Origin of the sequence: Phenylobacterium kunshanense, from assembly GCF_003254525.1 — a bacterium.
GTDB classification, from domain to species: Bacteria; Pseudomonadota; Alphaproteobacteria; order Caulobacterales; family Caulobacteraceae; genus Phenylobacterium; species Phenylobacterium kunshanense.
Map to the genome: position 1 here is coordinate 1 of NZ_QFYS01000010.1, position 17027 is coordinate 17027.

A 17027-nucleotide genomic window follows, 5' to 3' on the forward strand; every position below is an offset into this window, starting at 1 on the left:
AACAACGGCTCGATCAGCCGCCACTCCGCCTCGCTCAGATCGTAACGCGCCATACCAAGGCTCCTTTCGGTAGCCTTGAATCAAGCGTCGCCCCACTCAGCAAGGGTTATGAGTACAGACCCTAGGCCTTGCGCTTCTGCGCCAGGGCCGTGCAGCTCGCCGAGCCGAGGGGCCCCTGCTCGTCGTGGACCAGGCACTCGCCGATGGCCACGCCGTCCGTGGCGCCGTGGTTGAACACCTCGAAGCCGATCCACTCGGTCACCGGCTCACGGTGGAGGTATAGTGTTAGGTCGGTATTGATGTAACCGAGGCCCTGATCGCCCGCGTTGGCGAAGGGGCTGGCGAAGTCGGCGGCGACCGCGACCCGGGCGAATGGCGTGAGCGGCTCGCCCTCGACCAGGTCGCGGACTTCGGCCATCCAGATCCTGCGCGGCATCTCGAGCGTGCCGAAGCCGCCTGAGATGGGCTTCACCTTCCACATGCCGCCCATCGGTCCGGCGGGCGACTGCTCGATGGCGTCGGGCTTCGGCGCGTCCCAGGGGTCAGGCCTCCAGACATTGCCGGACGGATTCTCGGTGCGACGCAGGAGCTGGCAGGTGGCGCGGCCGGCGCTCTGGCCGCCCGAGATGAACTCAGCGTCGATCACCTTGATCCGGTAGCCGTCCTTGACCACGCGGGTGACCACCTCGACCGGCGACAGGTCGGGCAGCTTGTACATGTCGACGGTCAGGCGGGCCGGCATGTAGTCGGGCGAACCGAAGCGGCGTTCGATCTCTGCGCCCAGCAGCCCGATGATGACGCGACCGTGCAGACTGTCGGCGACCCAGGGCCCGATGCCCGCGCGGGTGGGGACGAAGAGGTCTCCGTCCTTTCGAAAGAAGGGTTCATTCGGCATGGCGCGGGACCATGCCCGAACCGCTCAAGCTTGGGTAGCCGGAGCCTCGCGTTCGCCTTTCGAGACGATAGCGGTCACCGCCATGTCGCCGGTCACGTTGCCCAGCGTGCGGAAGATGTCGGGCACGACCTCGACCGCCAGCAGGATCGGCAGCAGCTCGATCGGCAATCCCAGGGTGATGCAGATCGGGGCGACGCTGATGATGAAGGAGACCTGGCCGGGCAGGCCCACCGAGCCGATCGCCACCGCCAGCGCCACCAGGACCGCGCCGGAATACTGCAGCATCGTCGGCTCGATGCCGTAGACCTCGGCGATGAACAGGCAGACGGCGAGGTTCACCGCCGGACTGGTGAACCGGAAGATCGCCACCGCCAGGGGCAAGACGAGGCCCGCCACGCGCGCCGGGACGCCGAGGTCGTCGCGCGAGCGCTCGATCATCGCGGGCAAGCACGCGAGAGAGGACTGAGTGGCGAAGGCTGCCACCAGGACCGGCGCCGTGGCCTGGGCCCAGGTCGCCAGAGGGACACGCCCGACGGTCACCGCCAGCACATAGCCGATGACCGTGATGGCGACGCCGGCCGACGACGCGACCACGATGTAGTGACCCAGCACGCCCGCCGCGCCGACGCCCGCGCGCAGACCGACGCCGAGGCCAAGGGCGAAGACACCGATCGGCGCCACGACCAGCACCCATCGCACGATCACGATCATGGCGTCGCCCAGCGCCTGGAAGAGATCGACCAGCGGCCGCCCGCGACCGTCCGGCAGGCGGATGAGCGCGAAGCCCACAAACACTGCGAAGACCACCACCGGCAGGACGGCATCCTCTGTCGCGGCCTTCAGGGGATTGGAGGGCGCGAGGCTGCGCAGCCAGGCGCCGAAGTCCGGCGTGGTGGCCATGTCGGCGGCGGGCGCCTGAGCCCCCGCGCGCAGAGCCGCCGCCGCCGCCTCGCCGACCGGCCAGGCGCCAAGGATTCCGTTCACCAGAAGGATCGACGTCACTGCCGACAGCAGCATCAGCCCCACGAACCAGACCACCGCGCGCACCGCCAGCCGGCCCGTCGAGGCGGCGTCCGACACCTGGGCGATGCCGGTGACCAGCACAGCGAAGATCAGCGGGATCACCGTCATGCGCAGGGCGTTGAGCCAAAGGCCGCCAACGGCCTCCACCCCCTCAACGACGCGCCGCGCGCCGTCGCCGCCGTACGCCGCTGCGAGCGCACCGACGGCAAGACCCAGGGCCAGGGCGATCAGCACCTGAACGCTCAGGGATCGGAGGAATTTCAAGGGCCAGCTCCAAGGCGAAGGACTGGCGATCTGGCCTGCGCCGAGCCGGGTCGGCAAGACCTTAGGTCAGGCGGAGCGTCCCTGATAGCGGACCGCCAGCGACACGGGCGCCGTGCCGTCGGCGCCGCGCAGCCTGTCGGCCACGTCGCTGAGCGCGGTGTCCTGATCGTCGAAGCGCGCGAGCTCATGACCCTCGCGGCGGACGACCCAGGCGTCCTCTTCCTGCACAACCTCGAAACGCATGCGCGGCCACTACGGCCGACCGCCCGACTCAACAATTGCGCGCATCGTCGCAGCGGGTTCACCGGACGCGCGAACGGACCTCCACATCGCAGATGCTGAAGGCGGCGCCGTTCGCGCGCTTGAGCGACTCCACGTGCTCGCGGAAGGCCCGCCCCCGCTCGTCCAGGATCTCGAGGCGCGGACGTTCGCTTTCCGGCAGGTCGGCGGCCACACGCACCTTCAGCATCAGGTCCGGAACCTTCGGGGGCTCGCCCACCGCCAGGCCCTGAACCGCTTCGCCGCCCGCCACGACGCGCCCCACCACCGTGTACTCATGGTCGAGCCGTCGCGCCGCCGCACGCATCACGAAGATCTCCGAGTTGGCGCTGCCCGGGTCTGCCTGTCTGCCCATCCCGACGACGCCAGGACAGTACGCGCCCCAGCCCCGGAGCCGCGGATCTGGTCGCAGGGCCTGTTCGGCCGCGGACACCGCCTGGAACGGCGTCGCGCCGACGAAGCCCTCTCGTGCATCGCTACGCTCCACCACGACCGTGGCCGCCGCCGCCGGAATGCGGAAGCTGAACTCGGGCGGCAGGTCGGGATGGCGGGAGGTTCCGCCGTCCCGGTTATTTGGGTTGCCCGTCTGGGCGACGAAGCCGTCGATCACCCGGTGGAACTGCAGGCCGTCATAGACGCCTTCACGCGCGAGCAGCTTGATCCGCTCCACGCCCTTCGGCGCGAACTCGGGACGCAGCTCGACCACGACGCGCCCCTTGGTGGTCTCTAGGACGAGGGTGTTCTCCGGGTCGAGCGCCCGCCAGTCGGCCGGCGCGGCGCCCATCAGCCCAAGCGCCGCGGCTGCGATCCCAAACGTCCTGAACATGCGTCAGCCTCCTGTCGTCAGAGGGACAGGAGGCCGACGCGGCGGTCAATACTTGCGGCAGAGCAGGTCGCGCAGAACCGACGAGCGGCCGACGATCTGGCCTTCCGGGCCGATCGCCTCGCGGGCGCGCTCGCTGGAGTCGTACCAGACGGCCGAGCCGAGGCCCTGGCGGCGACAGTAGACGTCGGCCCCGCGGTCGCCCGCCGCCACGTCGTACCCGTCCACTGTCGGACGGGGGAAGAAGACGGTGCGCGCTCCCTCGACGCCCCGCGAGCCAACGCCCGGCCGGCTCGGGCCGACGGGGTCGGGTCGCGGGCGGCCCGCCGGTTCGAGCGAGGAGACCTGGGCCATGAGGCCGTAGGCATGCAGGTTGGGCACATCGCCCCGCACTTCCTGGCAGCGGCCCCGGAAATCGTCGTGCTCACAGATCAGCCAACGCCCCTCGAACCGCGCGCTCTGCGCCCGGTCGTTGAAGCGCCACTTGCCGAGGTCGGGCGCGGATTGGGTGATGGTGACCGAATTGCCCTGGAAGTTGGGCTGGTCGTACAGCGTCGCAGTCCCGCCGCGGAAAGGCTGCGCGTCGGCCGCGCCGGCCAGGGCGACGAGCGCAAGCGCCGCGATGTGGGGGAACTTCGTCATGACAGCCTCCTCAGCGTTCGAGGCGCATCCAAGCGCCACCGTGATGAACCGGGCCTGAAACACCGCGCTCGCCCTGGTTCAGCTACGGGCAGCGCTTCCAATTCAGAAGCAATCTTATGCACGGAGACCAATTTATCCCCGATGCGGCGACACTATCTTTCCGACCGAACGCGGCCCAGACGGCCGCCGGGAGACGAACCATGATCGACCGCAGACCCTTCGCGCGCCTGGGCGGCGCGGACCATGGCTGGCTCAAGGCCCGCCATCACTTCTCGTTCGCCAACTACTATGACCCGGAAAACATGGGCTGGGGCCCGATCCGGGTGTGGAACGACGACGAAATCGCGCCGAACTCCGGCTTCCCGCCCCACCCCCACGCGGACATGGAGATCGTGACCTATGTCCGCACGGGCGCGATCACGCACCAGGACAGCCTGGGCAACCAGGGGCGCACGGCGGCGGGCGATGTCCAGGTGATGAGCGCGGGCTCGGGGATCCGTCATGCCGAGTATAATCTCGAGCCGGAGACGACGACGCTCTTCCAGATCTGGATCGAGCCCAAGGAGCGTGGCGGCAAGCCGGGCTGGGGCGCCAAGCCCTTTCCCAAGGGCGACCGCGCCGGAAAGTTCGTCACCCTGGCCAGCGGCCTGCCGGGGGATGTCGACGCCCTGCCCATCCGAACCGACGCGCGCGTGGCGGGGGCGACGCTGAAGGCCGGAGAGACGACCGAGTACGTCCTGGGCAAGGATCGGCACGCCTATCTGGTGCCGGCGGTCGGCGCCGTGGACGTCAACGGGGTCCGACTGAACGCCCGCGACGGGGCGGCGGTGAAGGACGAGGAGGTCCTGCGGGTCACGGCGCTGGAGGACTCCGAGATCGTCCTCGTCGACGCGGCCTGACGGACGGCGACGGATGCGATTGGGCCCGCGGCTGGGGCGGCCGCGGGCCCTTTTCGCACATCCGCTATCGAAGGGAGAGCTAGCGGGCGGCGAAGGTCTGGGAGGCCTGGACGAGCTGGGCGGCGCGGGCGACCGCGACCTTCTCGTCGAGTTCGGCCTTCACGGCGACGCGGCAGGTCGAGCGTTCGATCAGGCTGTAGACGTTGCCGCAGTAGGTGCGGGCGGCGGTATCCGCACGCTTGGCGAAGGCGGCCTGGCCCTCGGGGGAGGAGAGGTTCAGGTCGGCCACCTTCACGCTGGTGGCGGCGAGCGACTGAGCCGGCAGGGCGGCGATGGGGAGGGCCGCGAGCGCCAGCATGGCGACGCCGGAGATGCGAGTGGCAAAGTTGGTCATGGTCGTTTCCCTCGAAGCGGTTGGTGCTTCCGACGGTGTTGTCCGCCGGCAGGGAAACGAATACTTCGAATGACCCATTACTTCCCGTGAATAGGGAGTAATGACAGAGATTTAAGATAGTTACAGCGACTTAATGTCTTACTGGCGCGTAATGGATGATCAGTGGAAGCGCGTCGGCTCGACAAGTGTCTGCCGCCACTCTCCATCCTCGTCGCAGATCAGGACGGGCCAGGGTTGCTCGATCAGCCGCATCCAGTCACCGGCCGCGGCCAGCGCCTCGTCCCGAGTCTCGTAGGCGCCGAGCTCGCCGGCCTCGGCGTCCTGCAGGATCCAATGCCCGCTACGGGCCCGAACGGTGAAGTCGAACATGGCTTATGCCTCAACCAGGAGGCCATGTTCCCCGATCAAGGTTTCCCATTCGCGAAGACCAGGAGTCGCACGCGGTGCGACGTGTGGGCGCAGGGAACCAAAGCAGAGCTTCCGTCGTTGAGGCGCAAAGGGAAGTATGGGGGAAGGCCCGGTCCATGTATTCGGCGAACCTGGGGGTAGGCTCATCCGCCCCGCGACAACCGACGCCCTATCCACTACACATGACTCGCCCCGGTCTGGCGTCCCCCAACGCCGGCCCCAGGGCGTGGGAGTTCCGGCCATGACCACAGCCACCCTCGAAGGGCTCCGAGTCCTCGTCGTCGAGGACGAGATGATGGTGTCCATGCTGATCGAGGACATGCTGAGCGACCTCGGCTGTACGGTTGTCGGCCCGGCGTCGCGCCTGGACGAGGCGATGGAGCTGGTCCGGGAGGCCGAGCTCGATTGCGCGGTGCTGGACGTGAACCTTGGCGGCCAGCCAATATTCCCCCTGGCCGATCTCCTGAGGGAGAAGGGCGCGCCATTCGCCTTCGCCACCGGCTACGGCGATGCAGGTCTTCGCGAAGTGGATCGAGGCTCGCCGGTCCTGCAGAAGCCCTTCCGCGAGGGCGATCTGGCGCGCGTGCTGGGCGAGCTGCGCCTGCGCGACTGACGCCTAAAGGTAGGGGAAAGCCCGGCCCGCCCAGTCGCTCAGCAGCAGGCTCACCGAGCCCACCAGCGTCGCCAGGGACAGCAGCAGTTTCACGGTCGTCGTCTCCACGTCAGCCGGTTCGTTCGCCGGCGGACGTGCAGATAGGGTCTGGCTTGCGCTGTGAGTAGTTACCTTTTGTGCAGAATAGTTCTGCGCATCCGGAAAGGCGCCTCGACCGTGCGCCCTACCACCCCTTGGCGATCAGCCCCGGCAGCAGCTTGTCGGGCGTGATCGGATAGTCGCGCACGCGAACCCCACAAGCATTGTAGATGGCGTTGGCGACCGCCGCGCCCGCGCCCGAGTTGCCCAGTTCGCCGACGCCCTTGATCCCCATCGGATTGGCCTTGTCGTCGACCTCGTCCAGCATGATGGCGTCAAGTTCGCCGACGTCGGCCTGCACGGTCACGAGGTAGTTCCCGAGGTCCTGACCCAGCAGCGAGCCATAGCGCAGGTCGGGCGCATTGCCCTCGTGAAGCGCGGACGCCACGCCCCAGATCATGCCGCCGGTGAGCTGGCTCCTGGCCGTCTTGGCGTTCAGGATCCGGCCCGCGGCGAACACGCCCAGCATGCGACGCACGCGAACCTCGCCGCTGACAGGGTCGACGCCGACCTCGCAGAAATGGGCGCCGTAGGTCTGCTGGCTCCACTTCTGGGCGTCCTGAGCGGGACGGATCTCGCCCTCCACCGTCAGCCCTGCCGGCGCGGCGCGGCGGACCAGCTCGGCCAGCGTCTCGGACCGGTTCTCCAGCGCGACGACCCCGTCCTGGAAGGTGACCGCGTTGGGATCGCCGCCATGCAGCGGCGATCCAGGATCCGCCACCGCAAGCTCGGCGATCGCCTGACGCAGGTTCATTCCCGCAGCCAGAGCCGCGGAGCCGGCCGTAGCGGCGCCGAACTGGCCGCCCGAACCGGGCGCCGGGGGCAGCTCGGAGTCGCCGATCTCGACCACCACCTTGCCCAGCGGCACGCCCAGGGTCTCGGCGGCGATCTGGGCCAGTACGGTGTAGGTGCCGGTGCCGATGTCGGTCATGCCCTGGCGCACGGTGATCACGCCGTCGGCGTCGACCGAGAAGCTGCACTTGGCCGGCAGCAGGAAGTTGCCCCGGATGGCCGCCGCCATGCCCAGGCCGACCAGCCAGCGGCCGTCGCGGACCTGGCCCGGCGTCGGCAGGCGCCGGTCCCAACCGAATAGCTGGGCGCCTTCCTTCATGCAGCGCACGAGCTGGCGCATGGAGAACGGGCGGCCGTTCTCGGGGTCGACCTCGGGCTCGTTGCGGATGCGCAGCTCGATGGGGTCGAGGCCCAGCTTCTCGGCCAGTTCGTCCATGGCGCATTCGAGGCTGAGCGTGCCCGACGCCTCGCCCGGCGCCCGCATCGCCCCCGCATGCGGCAGGTCGAGCTTCACCAGCCGGTGCCCTGTCAGGCGGTTGGGCGCCGCATAGAGGTTGCGGGCGAAGTTCGAGGCATGCTCGGTGAAGGCCCCGTCGCGCTGGCAGTGGGTCCACGTCATCAGCGACATCGCGTTGAGCCGTCCATCCGCGCCCGCCCCCAGGCGGACCCGCTGGATCGTGGCCGGCCGGTGGATGGTCCCGTGCATCATCTGCTGGCGGGTGAAAGCGACCTTCACCGGCCGCCCCAGCGCCCGCGCGGCCAGCGCCGCCAGGGTGAGATCGTCGTAGGTCTGGCCCTTACCCCCAAAGCCGCCACCGATGTAGCGGGTGAGGAGATGCACGTCGTCCCGGCCGATGCCCAGCGTCTCGGCCAGCCCGTGCTGGGCTGGTTTCACCATCTGCACGGAGGTGTGGGCGATGCACTTCCCACCTTCCCACCAGGCGACGGACGCACAGGGCTCCATCTGGCAGTGGTTCTGGATCGGGGTGGTCCAGGTTTCGTCGAGCTTCACGTCCGACGCGGCGAAGCCGGCCTCGAAATCGCCGATCTCGGTGTCCTGTTCGCCGGGCGGCATGCCGGCCGCGTCGAGCCGGTGGGGGAAGTCCACGTCGGGATCGGCCGCCGTATAGGTCAAGCGGACCAGCTTCGCCGCCGCGGTCGCATTCTCCAGCGTGTCGGCGACCACGAAGGCCACCGGCTGGCCGAAATAGGTGACCCGATCGCTCTCGAGGGCAGGCCTCGAGCCGCTGGTGCTGCGCGGGTGGGCCTTCGTCCCGCGTGGCGGTTGAGCCGGGACGTTGCGATGCGTCCAGACAGCGAGCACACCAGGCGCAGCCTCGGCCTCGACCGTATCGACGCCGGTGATACGGCCGGTGGCGATCTCGGCGCCGACCATCACGCCGTACGCCGGCGGGGACGGCGGCGTCACCTCGTAGGCATAGGGCGCCGCGCCCGTCACCTTGAGCGGTCCCTCGTAGCGGTCGACGCCCTTGCCAATCAGGCCCGAGCGATTGTCCTTCACCGGGTTGGGGGCTTCCCAGTCCTGCACCGAGCTCATTGCGCGGCCTCCCGAAGCGTGGCGGCCACCAGGCGGGTGGCGAGCGGGACCTTGAAGGCGTTTTCGTCGCGGAGCGTGGCGTCCTTCAGCTCCACGCCCATGGCCTCTTCCGCCGTCGCGCCCGAAGCCAGCGCCGCCTCGGCGTCAGCGGCCCGCCAGGGCTTGTGGGCGAGGCCACCGAGGGCGATCCGACCGCCGACCACCGCGACACTGGCGTGCGCCGTGGCGTACGAGGCGCGATCACGGGCCTTGCGGTACTGCTGTCCGCCCTCGGGGAGCGGGGGAAGGACTACGGCGGTGATGAGTTCGCCGGGGATCAGGTGGGTTTCCAGGTGCGGCGTCTCGCCGGGCAGCCGATGCAGCTCCATCAGCGGGAAGCTGCGCGTCTCGCCCGACGGTGTCAGCGTCTCCACCGAAGCGTCCAGGGCGACGAGCGCGACCGCCATGTCCGAGGGATGGACGGCGATGCAGGCGCGGCTGGCGCCGAGGATCGCGCTCTCGCGGATGTGGCCTTCGAGCGCGGCGCAGCCGGCGCCTGGCTGGCGCTTATTGCAGGGCTTGCTGGTGTCGTAGAAGTACGGGCAGCGGGTCCGCTGCAGCAGGTTGCCGCCCGTGCTGGCCTTGTTGCGCAGCTGGCCGGAGGCGCCCGAGACGATCGCCTGCGACAGGACCCGGTAGCGGCTGCGCACCCGCGCGTCGGCCGCGACCTTGGTGTTGCTGGCCATGGCGCCGATCCGCAGGCCACCGTCGGCGGTGTCCTCGATCGTGGCCATCGGCAGGCGGCCGACGTCGATCAGGTGCTGCGGTTGCTCGATTTCGAGCTTCATCAGGTCGAGGAGATTCGTGCCGCCCGCGATGAAGCGCGCGCCGGGCGTCTCCACGGCGGCCTGCACCGCGGCCTTGGCGTCGGAGGCCCGCTCGTAGGTGAACGGCTTCACGGCAGGTTCCCCGCGGCGTCGAGGATCGCATCGACGATCTGGGGATAGGCCGAGCAGCGGCAGATGTTGCCGCTCATACGCTCACGCACCTCGTCGGCGGTCAGCCGCGCCTGCGCGCCGACATCACCGGCGTGGCTCGGGATATCCGCCTTGATCTCGGCGAGGACGCCGACCGCCGAGCAGATCTGGCCAGGGGTGCAATAGCCACACTGGAAGGCGTCGTGGGTCAGGAAGGCCTGCTGCATGGGGTGCAGGGCCTCGGGCGCGCCGAGCCCCTCGATGGTCGTCACCTCGTCCCCGTCGTGCATCACCGCCAGGGACAGGCAAGCGTTGATCCTGACGCCATTCACCAGGACCGTGCAGGCGCCGCACTGACCATGGTCGCAACCCTTCTTCGTGCCGGTCAGCGCCACCTTCTCGCGCAGGAAGTCGAGCAAGGTCGTTCGCGGGTCGAGGTCGAGCGACCGCGCCTCGCCATTGACGGTGATGGTCGTCCGCAACCCGTCCCTCCCACGTTGTCGTCGGCCGCACCGGGCGGCTCTATTGTCAGTTCAGCCTCAGCCTTCGCCGGGCGCCAGCGCCTTCACCGAGAGCGCATGCACGGGCCCGGCGAGTTCCTCGGCCAGGGCATGGTAGACCATCCGCTGCCGGGCGACCCGCGGCGTGCCGGCGAAGGCCGGCGCCTCGATCGTCACATTGAAGTGGCTTTCCCCGCCTTCGCGCGCGCCGGCATGGCCCGCATGTCGGGAGGAGTCGTCGACGATCTCAAGCCTGGTGGGCTCGAACGCCGCCGTCAGCTTGTCTCGGATTGCCTCAAGTATGGCGCCCATCGGTCGCATCTTCAATTCTTGCAGGGAAGTTTCTCCCCACCATACTTGGCCCATGCCCGGCGCGTTTCAATACAAGCCAAAATTCGTCGACATCCGCGTGCGCCCGCCCTCCAAGGACGACGCGACGAAGGAGGACGTGCACGCCCTGAAGCCCGGCGAGCGGCAGTGTGACCACCCCGGCTGCCGGCTCGCGGCCACCGCCCGCGCGCCAAAGGGCCGGGACATGCTGAACGAGCACTATTGGTTCTGCCAGCCGCATGCGGCCGAGTACAATCGCAACTGGAACTTCTTCGCCGGCATGTCAGAGGGTGAGGTTCGCCGCCGCCAGCAGGAAGAGGCGATGACGGGCGGCCGTCCGACCTGGGAAATGAAGGCCGGCCGCCACAGCCGGGAGGCTGCGGCGTTCACGGCAAAATTCGGATCCGGTCAGGGCTATCGCGACCCCTTCGGCATGTTTGGCGGCGGCGGCGCCCGGAAGCCGGAACCCGAGGCCCGTCGGCTTGGAAAGATCGAGCGCAACGCCCTGGCGGATCTCGACCTGGACGAGGACGCCGACGGCCCGAAGATCCGCGCGCGCTACACCGAACTGGTGCGCCGCCTGCACCCCGACTCAAATCAGGGCGATCGGTCCGGGGAGCACCGGCTGCAGCGCGTGATCAAGGCCTATCAGGCGCTGCGCAAGGCCGGGATGGTCTAGGCGGCGCGGGCCCTCGACGCGCCCGGCCGGGCGGTGGCGGCCGCCCCCACGGTGAAGCCCGCCATCAGGCGCGACAGGTCGATGCTCTGCGCGTTGAGGGCATGCGTCGCCGCGGTGGTCTCCTCGACCATGGCCGCATTCTGCTGGGTGAGCTGGTCCAGCTGGCTGACGGCGTTGTTCACCTCGCTGAGGGCCCGGGTCTGCTCCTGGGCCGAGGCCGCGATCTCGCGGATGAGGCCATCGATGGCCGTCACCCGTTCGGCGATCGCGGCCAGCGCCTGACCTGTCTCGCCCACCAACGTGACGCCGGATTTCACCTGGGCGCCCGACTGAGTGATCAGGGCCTTGATCTCCTTGGCGGCTTCGGCCGAACGCTGGGCCAGGGCCCGGACTTCCGAGGCCACGACCGCGAAGCCCTTGCCCGCGTCGCCGGCCCGAGCGGCCTCGACGCCGGCGTTCAGCGCCAGCAGGTTGGTCTGGAAGGCGATTTCATCGATCACGCCGATGATCTGGCTGATCTGGCTGGACGACCCGTCGATTTCGTCCATGGCGCCGATCGCCTGCTCGACCACGGCGCCGGACCGATCGGCCTCCGCCTTCGCCTGAGCAACGGCCTCGCTGGCCACCAGCGCGCCCTCGGCGCTCTTGCGGACAGTGGTCGTGATCTCCTCAAGCGCGGCCGCCGTCTCTTCCAGGTTGGCCGCCTGCTGTTCCGTGCGGCGCGAGAGGTTGCTGGCCGCGGTCCCGATCTGATCGACGCCCTCACCCACCACCTGGGCGGCGTCCGAGGCCGAGCCGATGGCCCGCTCCATGGCGTCCATGGCGCTGTTGAAATTGGCCTTCAGGCTCGCGAACTCCGGCGACAGCTCGACGTCCATTCGCGCCCGGAGGTCGCCGTTCGAGACCCGCGCCAGAGCGTCGCTGATCGCCTGCATGGCCGCGTTCTGGTGATCTTCGGTTTCGCGCCGTTCAGCCTCGAGCCTCTGCCGCTCGTTCTCGAGCGTGTCCAGATAGACCGAGATGGCGAAATCCATGTCGACCATCATGGCTTTGACCAGCGAGGTGATCGCGTCGGCGGTCTCCGCCGCCCCCTTCCCGCGCCCGCCGAGGCCCTTCGGCCAGCGGGCCTCCACCAGCCGGCGCAGCAGGGCCTCCGTGATGAGCGCGTAGCCGGCGATGTACCAGCGCGGCTCCAGGCCGATGCGGGCATGGGTCTCGCCGATCCGCCGAACCCCGTTGACATAGGCGTCGTCGAACTGGCCGTCGGCGATGACGTTCCAGTGCCGCGCCTGTCCGTTCTGGGCGCCCTGGATGTGCCGCTCGTCGCTGAAGAAGCCGCGGACCCGCGGGGTCTTGCGGAGCTTGGCGTAGAAGACTTCCAGCGCCGGCTGGATCTCCGCCTTGATGAACGGGCGCAGGGCGCGCAGGCTGTCGCGCGCGCCCTCGTCCAGTCCGATGAAATCCAGTCGTTCCTTGACGGCGAATTGGTCGGCCACGGTATCCCTCTCTTTCATCCGAGAGGTGCGCAGCCGGCAGTTAACGTTACTTTGCGGCAACGCAACCTGAGGCTGCGTCAAATTGGCCTCTTGCGGCGCCGAAGTCAGGCCGCGTTTCGCGCCCGCGGGAGCGAGGCCGGCGCACCAGTTCCGACGCTGAAACCGGACATGACACGGGAAAGGTTGCTGCTGCGGCCGCTCAGGGCGTTGGTCGCCGCGGTCGTCTGCTCGACCATCGCGGCGTTCTGCTGGGTGAGTTGGTCGAGCTGGTTGACCGCGATGTTCACCTCGCCAAGCGCACGGGTCTGCTCGCGGGCCGACAACGCAATCTCGGCGACCAGGGTGTCGATGGCCGTCACGCGTTCGGCGATCGTCATCAGCGCCTCCCCGGTCTGACCGACGAGGCCGACGCCGGCCTTCACCTCGTCCTCCGACTGGGCGATCAGGGCCTTGATCTCCTTGGCGGCCTCGGCCGAGCGCTGGGCCAGGGCCCGCACTTCGGACGCGACCACGGCGAAGCCCTTGCCGGCGTCCCCGGCCCGCGCGGCTTCCACGCCGGCGTTCAACGCCAGCAGGTTGGTCTGGAAGGCGATTTCGTCGATCACCCCGATGATCTGACCGATCTGGCTCGACGAATGGTCGATCTTGTCCATGGCGCCGATCGCCTGCTCGACCACGGGCGCCGAGCGTTCGGCGGCGGCGCGAGCCTCGGCGACGACCTGGCTGGCGGTCTGCGCCCCTTCCGCGCTCCGGCGGACGGTGGCCGTGATCTCCTCCAGGGCGGCGGCGGTCTCCTCCAGGTTGGCGGCCTGTTGCTCGGTGCGCCGTGAGAGATCGTTGGCCGCCACGCTGATCTGGCCGACACCCTCGCCGACCACCTGGGCGGCTTCCGCCGCCGAGCCGATGGCCCGCTCGAGGGCCGCGATGGCCTCGTTGAAGTCGCTCTTCAGCCCCTCGAACTCCGGAGCGACGCGCGCATCCACGCGCGCGTTGAGCTCGCCCTGCGCCAGGCGGGACAGGGCCGCGCCCAGCGCCTGGACCGCAGCAGCCTGGTCCCGCTCGGCCACCTCTCGCGCAGCCGCCAGCTTCCGGCGATCCGCGTCCAGGGCTTCGAGGTAGGTGGAGATCGAGAAGTCCATGTCCAGGATCATCGCCTTCAGAAAGGCGACGATGCCGTCCGCGACCTCCTGGCCGCCCTTGGCGCGGCCACCGAAGCCTTTCGGCCACTTCGCCTCGATCATCCTGCGCACCAGCGCCTCGGTGATCACGGCGTAGCCGGCCATGTACCAGCGGGGCTCCAGGCCGATCCGGGCATGGGTCGCACCGATCGTCCGGACACCCTTCACGTAGGCTTCGTCGAACCGACCGTCGACGATCGTCGCCCAGTGCCCCATCTGTCCCTTCTGGGCGGCCTTGATGTGGCCGTCGTCGCGGAAGAACGCGCGCGTGTGCGGATTGGCCCGGACGCGGCCGTAGAAGACCTCGAGGGCCGGCTCCAGCTCGACCTCCAGGAATGGGCGGAGCCGGCGCAGCGCCTCACGCCCGGCTTGGTCGAGGCCAATGAAATCCAGCCGTCCCGCGACGTCGTAGGTGTCCGTCATGCCCAATCTCCCGCACTGGTCGGCAGGTCGCATGAGGAATGTTAATCAAGACTTTCCGACGACCACATTGTCGCAGGCTCCACGTCGAATGTGCATGTATTGAGGAAGAATACGGCAACACAGAATCAGGCCGAACGCTCGGACTGAGAGTGCATCTCAATTCAAATTGACGTAACGCTGTGATCGTCAGGCGCCGTCTATGCCTCGAAGTTGCACACTAGAGTTGCGATGCGATCCCAAGTTGCAAGAGGACTCCTGACGCAGGGGCAGGCTGGCGGCGACCGCTAGCCCAGGTAAGCTCCTGTCAGGCGCCGGAACGAGCGCCGAGGGATGGAAACATGGGTGACTTGATCAGCGGCGGGCGGCGTCTCGCCCTGGCCGACGTGCAGGCGCGGGCCGCGCGCGCGGCGAGCGGGCTGGCCAGCCTGGGCATCGGGCGCGGGGACCTGGTCGCTCTCTATCTGCGAAACGACTTCCCGTTCTTCGAGGCCAGCTTCGCCGCCGGGCTCGTCGGGGCCTATCCGACGCCCGTGAACTGGCACTACACCGCCGACGAGGCGGCCTATCTGTTCGAGAACTCGGGCGCGAAGGCGATCGTCATTCACGCCGACCTGATCGAGCCGATCCGCAAGGCCCTGCCCCCCGGGGTGCCGGTCCTGGTGGTTCCCACGCCGCCCGAGATCGCCGAGGCCTATGGCATCGACGCCGCGCCCGTGCCCGCGGGCTTCCTCGACTGGTCGGCATGGCTGGAGGGATTCCCGCCCATCGAGGCCACCGACGCCGAGGCGCCGGGCACCGTCATCTACACCTCCGGCACCACGGGCCACCCGAAGGGCGTGCGCAGGCGCCCCCCGACGCCCGAACAGTCGGCGATCACCGCCTCCGTCCTCGCCCGGGCGTTCGGCTTCGCGGGCTTCGGTCCGCCCGACGAAATGGTCACCGTGGTGACCGGGCCGATGTATCACTCAGCGCCCAACGCCTATGGCCTGGCCTCGGCGCGGCTGGGCGCGACGGTGATTCTGCAGCCCCGCTTCGATCCGGAAGAGCTGCTGGCGATGATCGACCGCCACAAGGTGACGCACCTGCACATGGTGCCGATCATGTTCCACCGGCTGCTGAAGCTTCCCGACGAGGTGAAGGCCCGCTACGACCTGTCATCCCTTCGCTTCGTCGTTCACGCCGCCGCGCCCTGCCCGCCGCCGATCAAGCGCGCCATGATCGAGTGGTGGGGACCGGTGATCAACGAATACTACGGCTCCACCGAGACCAGCGCCGTCGTCTTCTGCACCTCCGAGGACTGGCTGAGCCACCCGGGAACAGTGGGCAAACCCTGGCCCGAAGCCGACGTCCGAGTGATCGACGCCCAGGGGGAAAGCCTGCCGGCGGGCGAAGTGGGCGAGGTGGTCGCCAGGATCCGCGGCATCGCCGACTTCACCTATCACGGCGACGATCAGAAGCGCCGCGACAGCGAGAAGGCCGGGCTGATCGCGCCCGGCGACATCGGCTACTTCGACAAGGACGGGTTCCTCTACCTGTGCGACCGCGCCAAGGACATGATCATCTCGGGCGGCGTGAACATCTACCCGGCCGAGATCGAGGCCGAGCTGCTCAAGATGCCGGGCGTCGCCGACTGCGCCGTGTTCGGCATCCCGGACGAGGAGTTCGGCGAGGCGGTCTATGCCGTGGTGCAGCCCAGCGAGGGCGCCGACCTCGGCGAGACCCAGGTGAAGGCGTACCTGCGTGAGCACGTGGCCGGCTACAAGGTCCCCAAGCGGGTCGACCTGGCTGTCGACCTGCCGCGGGAGGACTCCGGCAAGATCTTCAAACGGAAGCTGCGCGAGCCCTTCTGGGCCGGACTGGAACGGCGGATCTGAGGGGGATGGCAGGATGAAGGATCTCGCGGGCAAGACCGCTTTCGTGACCGGCGGCGCGTCGGGGATCGGCCTCGGAATCGCCAGCGCCCTGGCCCAGGCCGGTGTGAAGGTGATGCTGTGCGACATCGAGCAAGGGGCGCTGGACAAGGCGCTGGCCGGCCTGCGCGCCACCAACGCGGACGTCGCCGGCGTGGTCGCGGACGTGTCGCTCAAGGATGAGCTCAGGAAGGCGGCCCAGGCGACGCTGGACACCTATGGCGACGTCCACATCCTGGTGAACAACGCCGGGGTCGGCGGTGGCGGCAGCTATGGCGCCTGGACCGACGCCAGCTGGGACTGGACCATCGGGGTGAACCTGATGGGCGTGATCTGGGGCGTGGAGATCTTCGGCCCGCTCATCGAGCGCCACGGCCAGGGCGGCCACATCGTCAACACCGCCTCGATCGCCGGACTGATCTCCGGTTCCGGCAACGCCTACAACGTGACGAAGTACGGCGTGGTCTCGCTGTCGGAAGGACTTCGGGCCGAACTCGCGCCGCGGAACATCGGCGTCTCCGTTCTCTGCCCAGGCTTCATCCGCACCCGCATCGTGGACTCGGCCCGCAATCGCCCGGACCGCTTCCCCGACCAGCAGCAGGTCCGCCCGAGCGCCGAGGCGGAGTGGCTGGAGACCGTCCGCGCCCGTGTCGAGACGGGTATCGATCCCCGCTACGTCGGCGATCTGGTGCGCGAGGGGATCGAGGGCGACTGGCCCTACATCTTCACGGACGCCGAGTTCGAGCCCGTGGTCGACGCCCGCTTCGCCATGATCAAGCAGGGCTTCGACCGCATCCGCGACCGGACGCCGCCCGCCGGCTGAGCCG

18 protein-coding genes are annotated in these 17027 nt (G+C 68.9%); 5 read left to right on the plus strand and 13 right to left on the minus strand.

Going from position 1 to position 17027, the window contains the following annotated elements; translation table 11 throughout:
• Positions 1 to 121 precede the first annotated feature (121 nt).
• The 5 genes from DJ019_RS17925 to DJ019_RS17940 all read right to left on the minus strand — a co-directional run bounded on the left by DJ019_RS17925 (position 122) and on the right by DJ019_RS17940 (position 3926).
• A complete protein-coding gene (locus DJ019_RS17925) occupies positions 122 to 895 on the minus strand; it encodes an acyl-CoA thioesterase domain-containing protein (protein WP_111277612.1) in 774 nt (257 codons plus the stop codon).
• A gap of 24 nt (positions 896 to 919) precedes the next feature.
• The gene (locus DJ019_RS17930; RefSeq protein WP_111277614.1) at positions 920 to 2182 is read right to left on the minus strand and encodes a dicarboxylate/amino acid:cation symporter; all 1263 of its coding nucleotides are present in this window, start codon (positions 2180 to 2182) and stop codon (positions 920 to 922) included.
• Between the two features lie 66 nt (positions 2183 to 2248).
• Complete coding sequence (locus DJ019_RS21050) at positions 2249 to 2425, minus strand: hypothetical protein (RefSeq protein WP_165844066.1); 177 nt, start codon at positions 2423 to 2425, stop codon at positions 2249 to 2251.
• Positions 2426 to 2483: 58 nt separating this feature from the next.
• Positions 2484 to 3287, minus strand: a complete 804-nt coding sequence (locus DJ019_RS17935; protein ID WP_111277616.1) for a peptidylprolyl isomerase — start codon at positions 3285 to 3287, stop codon at positions 2484 to 2486.
• Positions 3288 to 3332: 45 nt separating this feature from the next.
• Positions 3333 to 3926 (minus strand): beta/gamma crystallin-related protein, encoded by a 594-nt coding sequence (locus DJ019_RS17940; protein ID WP_133255332.1) that lies wholly within the window; start codon positions 3924 to 3926, stop codon positions 3333 to 3335.
• A gap of 200 nt (positions 3927 to 4126) precedes the next feature.
• Between DJ019_RS17940 and DJ019_RS17945 the strand changes: the two genes are divergently transcribed.
• The gene (locus DJ019_RS17945; protein ID WP_111277620.1) at positions 4127 to 4825 is read left to right on the plus strand and encodes a pirin family protein; all 699 of its coding nucleotides are present in this window, start codon (positions 4127 to 4129) and stop codon (positions 4823 to 4825) included.
• Between the two features lie 79 nt (positions 4826 to 4904).
• On the opposite strand, the gene DJ019_RS17950 is transcribed toward DJ019_RS17945, so the two are convergent.
• On the minus strand, positions 4905 to 5219 hold the full coding sequence (locus DJ019_RS17950) for a UrcA family protein (protein WP_165844067.1): 315 nt from the start codon (positions 5217 to 5219) through the stop codon (positions 4905 to 4907).
• A gap of 159 nt (positions 5220 to 5378) precedes the next feature.
• Complete coding sequence (locus DJ019_RS17955) at positions 5379 to 5588, minus strand: hypothetical protein (RefSeq protein WP_111277625.1); 210 nt, start codon at positions 5586 to 5588, stop codon at positions 5379 to 5381.
• A gap of 280 nt (positions 5589 to 5868) precedes the next feature.
• On the opposite strand from DJ019_RS17955, the gene DJ019_RS17960 reads away from it, so the two are divergent.
• Positions 5869 to 6240: a response regulator gene (locus DJ019_RS17960; RefSeq protein ID WP_111277627.1), complete on the plus strand. Its 372-nt coding sequence runs from the start codon at positions 5869 to 5871 to the stop codon at positions 6238 to 6240.
• A gap of 223 nt (positions 6241 to 6463) precedes the next feature.
• On the opposite strand, the gene DJ019_RS17965 is transcribed toward DJ019_RS17960, so the two are convergent.
• From DJ019_RS17965 to DJ019_RS17980, 4 genes are read right to left on the minus strand one after another with little or no spacing between them, the layout of a single operon-like run.
• Entirely contained in the window at positions 6464 to 8728 is a 2265-nt protein-coding gene (locus DJ019_RS17965; RefSeq protein ID WP_111277629.1) for a xanthine dehydrogenase family protein molybdopterin-binding subunit, read from the minus strand.
• Positions 8725 to 9666 (minus strand): FAD binding domain-containing protein, encoded by a 942-nt coding sequence (locus DJ019_RS17970; protein ID WP_111277631.1) that lies wholly within the window; start codon positions 9664 to 9666, stop codon positions 8725 to 8727. Before DJ019_RS17970 ends, DJ019_RS17965 begins: the two co-directional genes overlap by 4 nt.
• Positions 9663 to 10166, minus strand: a complete 504-nt coding sequence (locus tag DJ019_RS17975; protein WP_111277633.1) for a 2Fe-2S iron-sulfur cluster-binding protein — start codon at positions 10164 to 10166, stop codon at positions 9663 to 9665. Before DJ019_RS17975 ends, DJ019_RS17970 begins: the two co-directional genes overlap by 4 nt.
• 57 nt (positions 10167 to 10223) lie before the next feature.
• On the minus strand, positions 10224 to 10496 hold the full coding sequence (locus DJ019_RS17980) for a BolA family protein (protein ID WP_111277635.1): 273 nt from the start codon (positions 10494 to 10496) through the stop codon (positions 10224 to 10226).
• A gap of 52 nt (positions 10497 to 10548) precedes the next feature.
• Here DJ019_RS17980 and DJ019_RS17985 point away from each other — a divergent pair, with 52 nt between their 5' ends.
• Entirely contained in the window at positions 10549 to 11193 is a 645-nt protein-coding gene (locus DJ019_RS17985) for a J domain-containing protein (protein ID WP_111277637.1), read from the plus strand.
• Here the strand turns inward: DJ019_RS17985 and DJ019_RS17990 are convergent.
• Together DJ019_RS17990 and DJ019_RS17995 are read right to left on the minus strand one after the other, a co-directional pair.
• Positions 11190 to 12689, minus strand: coding sequence for a globin-coupled sensor protein (locus DJ019_RS17990; RefSeq protein WP_240606534.1), 1500 nt, complete (start codon positions 12687 to 12689; stop codon positions 11190 to 11192). The two genes, DJ019_RS17985 and DJ019_RS17990, sit on opposite strands and share 4 nt — an antisense overlap.
• 104 nt (positions 12690 to 12793) lie before the next feature.
• On the minus strand, positions 12794 to 14290 hold the full coding sequence (locus tag DJ019_RS17995) for a globin-coupled sensor protein (protein WP_240606535.1): 1497 nt from the start codon (positions 14288 to 14290) through the stop codon (positions 12794 to 12796).
• A gap of 338 nt (positions 14291 to 14628) precedes the next feature.
• On the opposite strand from DJ019_RS17995, the gene DJ019_RS18000 reads away from it, so the two are divergent.
• Both DJ019_RS18000 and DJ019_RS18005 read left to right on the plus strand, forming a co-directional pair.
• Positions 14629 to 16164, plus strand: a complete 1536-nt coding sequence (locus tag DJ019_RS18000) for an acyl-CoA synthetase (RefSeq protein WP_111277643.1) — start codon at positions 14629 to 14631, stop codon at positions 16162 to 16164.
• A 13-nt stretch (positions 16165 to 16177) separates the two neighbouring features.
• Positions 16178 to 17023, plus strand: coding sequence for an SDR family NAD(P)-dependent oxidoreductase (locus DJ019_RS18005; protein WP_111277645.1), 846 nt, complete (start codon positions 16178 to 16180; stop codon positions 17021 to 17023).
• Positions 17024 to 17027 lie beyond the last annotated feature (4 nt).

What these genes read in the sequence shown, in the direction of transcription:
- DJ019_RS17925 (WP_111277612.1), bottom strand. Translation starts at nt 895, where the DNA reads ATGCCGAATGAACCCTTCTTTCGAAAGGACGGAGACCTCTTCGTCCCC.
- DJ019_RS21050 (WP_165844066.1), bottom strand. Translation starts at nt 2,425, where the DNA reads ATGCGTTTCGAGGTTGTGCAGGAAGAGGACGCCTGGGTCGTCCGCCGC.
- DJ019_RS17935 (WP_111277616.1), bottom strand. Translation starts at nt 3,287, where the DNA reads ATGTTCAGGACGTTTGGGATCGCAGCCGCGGCGCTTGGGCTGATGGGC.
- DJ019_RS17940 (WP_133255332.1), bottom strand. Translation starts at nt 3,926, where the DNA reads ATGACGAAGTTCCCCCACATCGCGGCGCTTGCGCTCGTCGCCCTGGCC.
- DJ019_RS17945 (WP_111277620.1), top strand. Translation starts at nt 4,127, where the DNA reads ATGATCGACCGCAGACCCTTCGCGCGCCTGGGCGGCGCGGACCATGGC.
- DJ019_RS17950 (WP_165844067.1), bottom strand. Translation starts at nt 5,219, where the DNA reads ATGACCAACTTTGCCACTCGCATCTCCGGCGTCGCCATGCTGGCGCTC.
- DJ019_RS17955 (WP_111277625.1), bottom strand. Translation starts at nt 5,588, where the DNA reads ATGTTCGACTTCACCGTTCGGGCCCGTAGCGGGCATTGGATCCTGCAG.
- DJ019_RS17960 (WP_111277627.1), top strand. Translation starts at nt 5,869, where the DNA reads ATGACCACAGCCACCCTCGAAGGGCTCCGAGTCCTCGTCGTCGAGGAC.
- DJ019_RS17965 (WP_111277629.1), bottom strand. Translation starts at nt 8,728, where the DNA reads ATGAGCTCGGTGCAGGACTGGGAAGCCCCCAACCCGGTGAAGGACAAT.
- DJ019_RS17980 (WP_111277635.1), bottom strand. Translation starts at nt 10,496, where the DNA reads ATGGGCGCCATACTTGAGGCAATCCGAGACAAGCTGACGGCGGCGTTC.
- DJ019_RS17985 (WP_111277637.1), top strand. Translation starts at nt 10,549, where the DNA reads ATGCCCGGCGCGTTTCAATACAAGCCAAAATTCGTCGACATCCGCGTG.
- DJ019_RS17995 (WP_240606535.1), bottom strand. Translation starts at nt 14,290, where the DNA reads ATGACGGACACCTACGACGTCGCGGGACGGCTGGATTTCATTGGCCTC.
- DJ019_RS18000 (WP_111277643.1), top strand. Translation starts at nt 14,629, where the DNA reads ATGGGTGACTTGATCAGCGGCGGGCGGCGTCTCGCCCTGGCCGACGTG.
- DJ019_RS18005 (WP_111277645.1), top strand. Translation starts at nt 16,178, where the DNA reads ATGAAGGATCTCGCGGGCAAGACCGCTTTCGTGACCGGCGGCGCGTCG.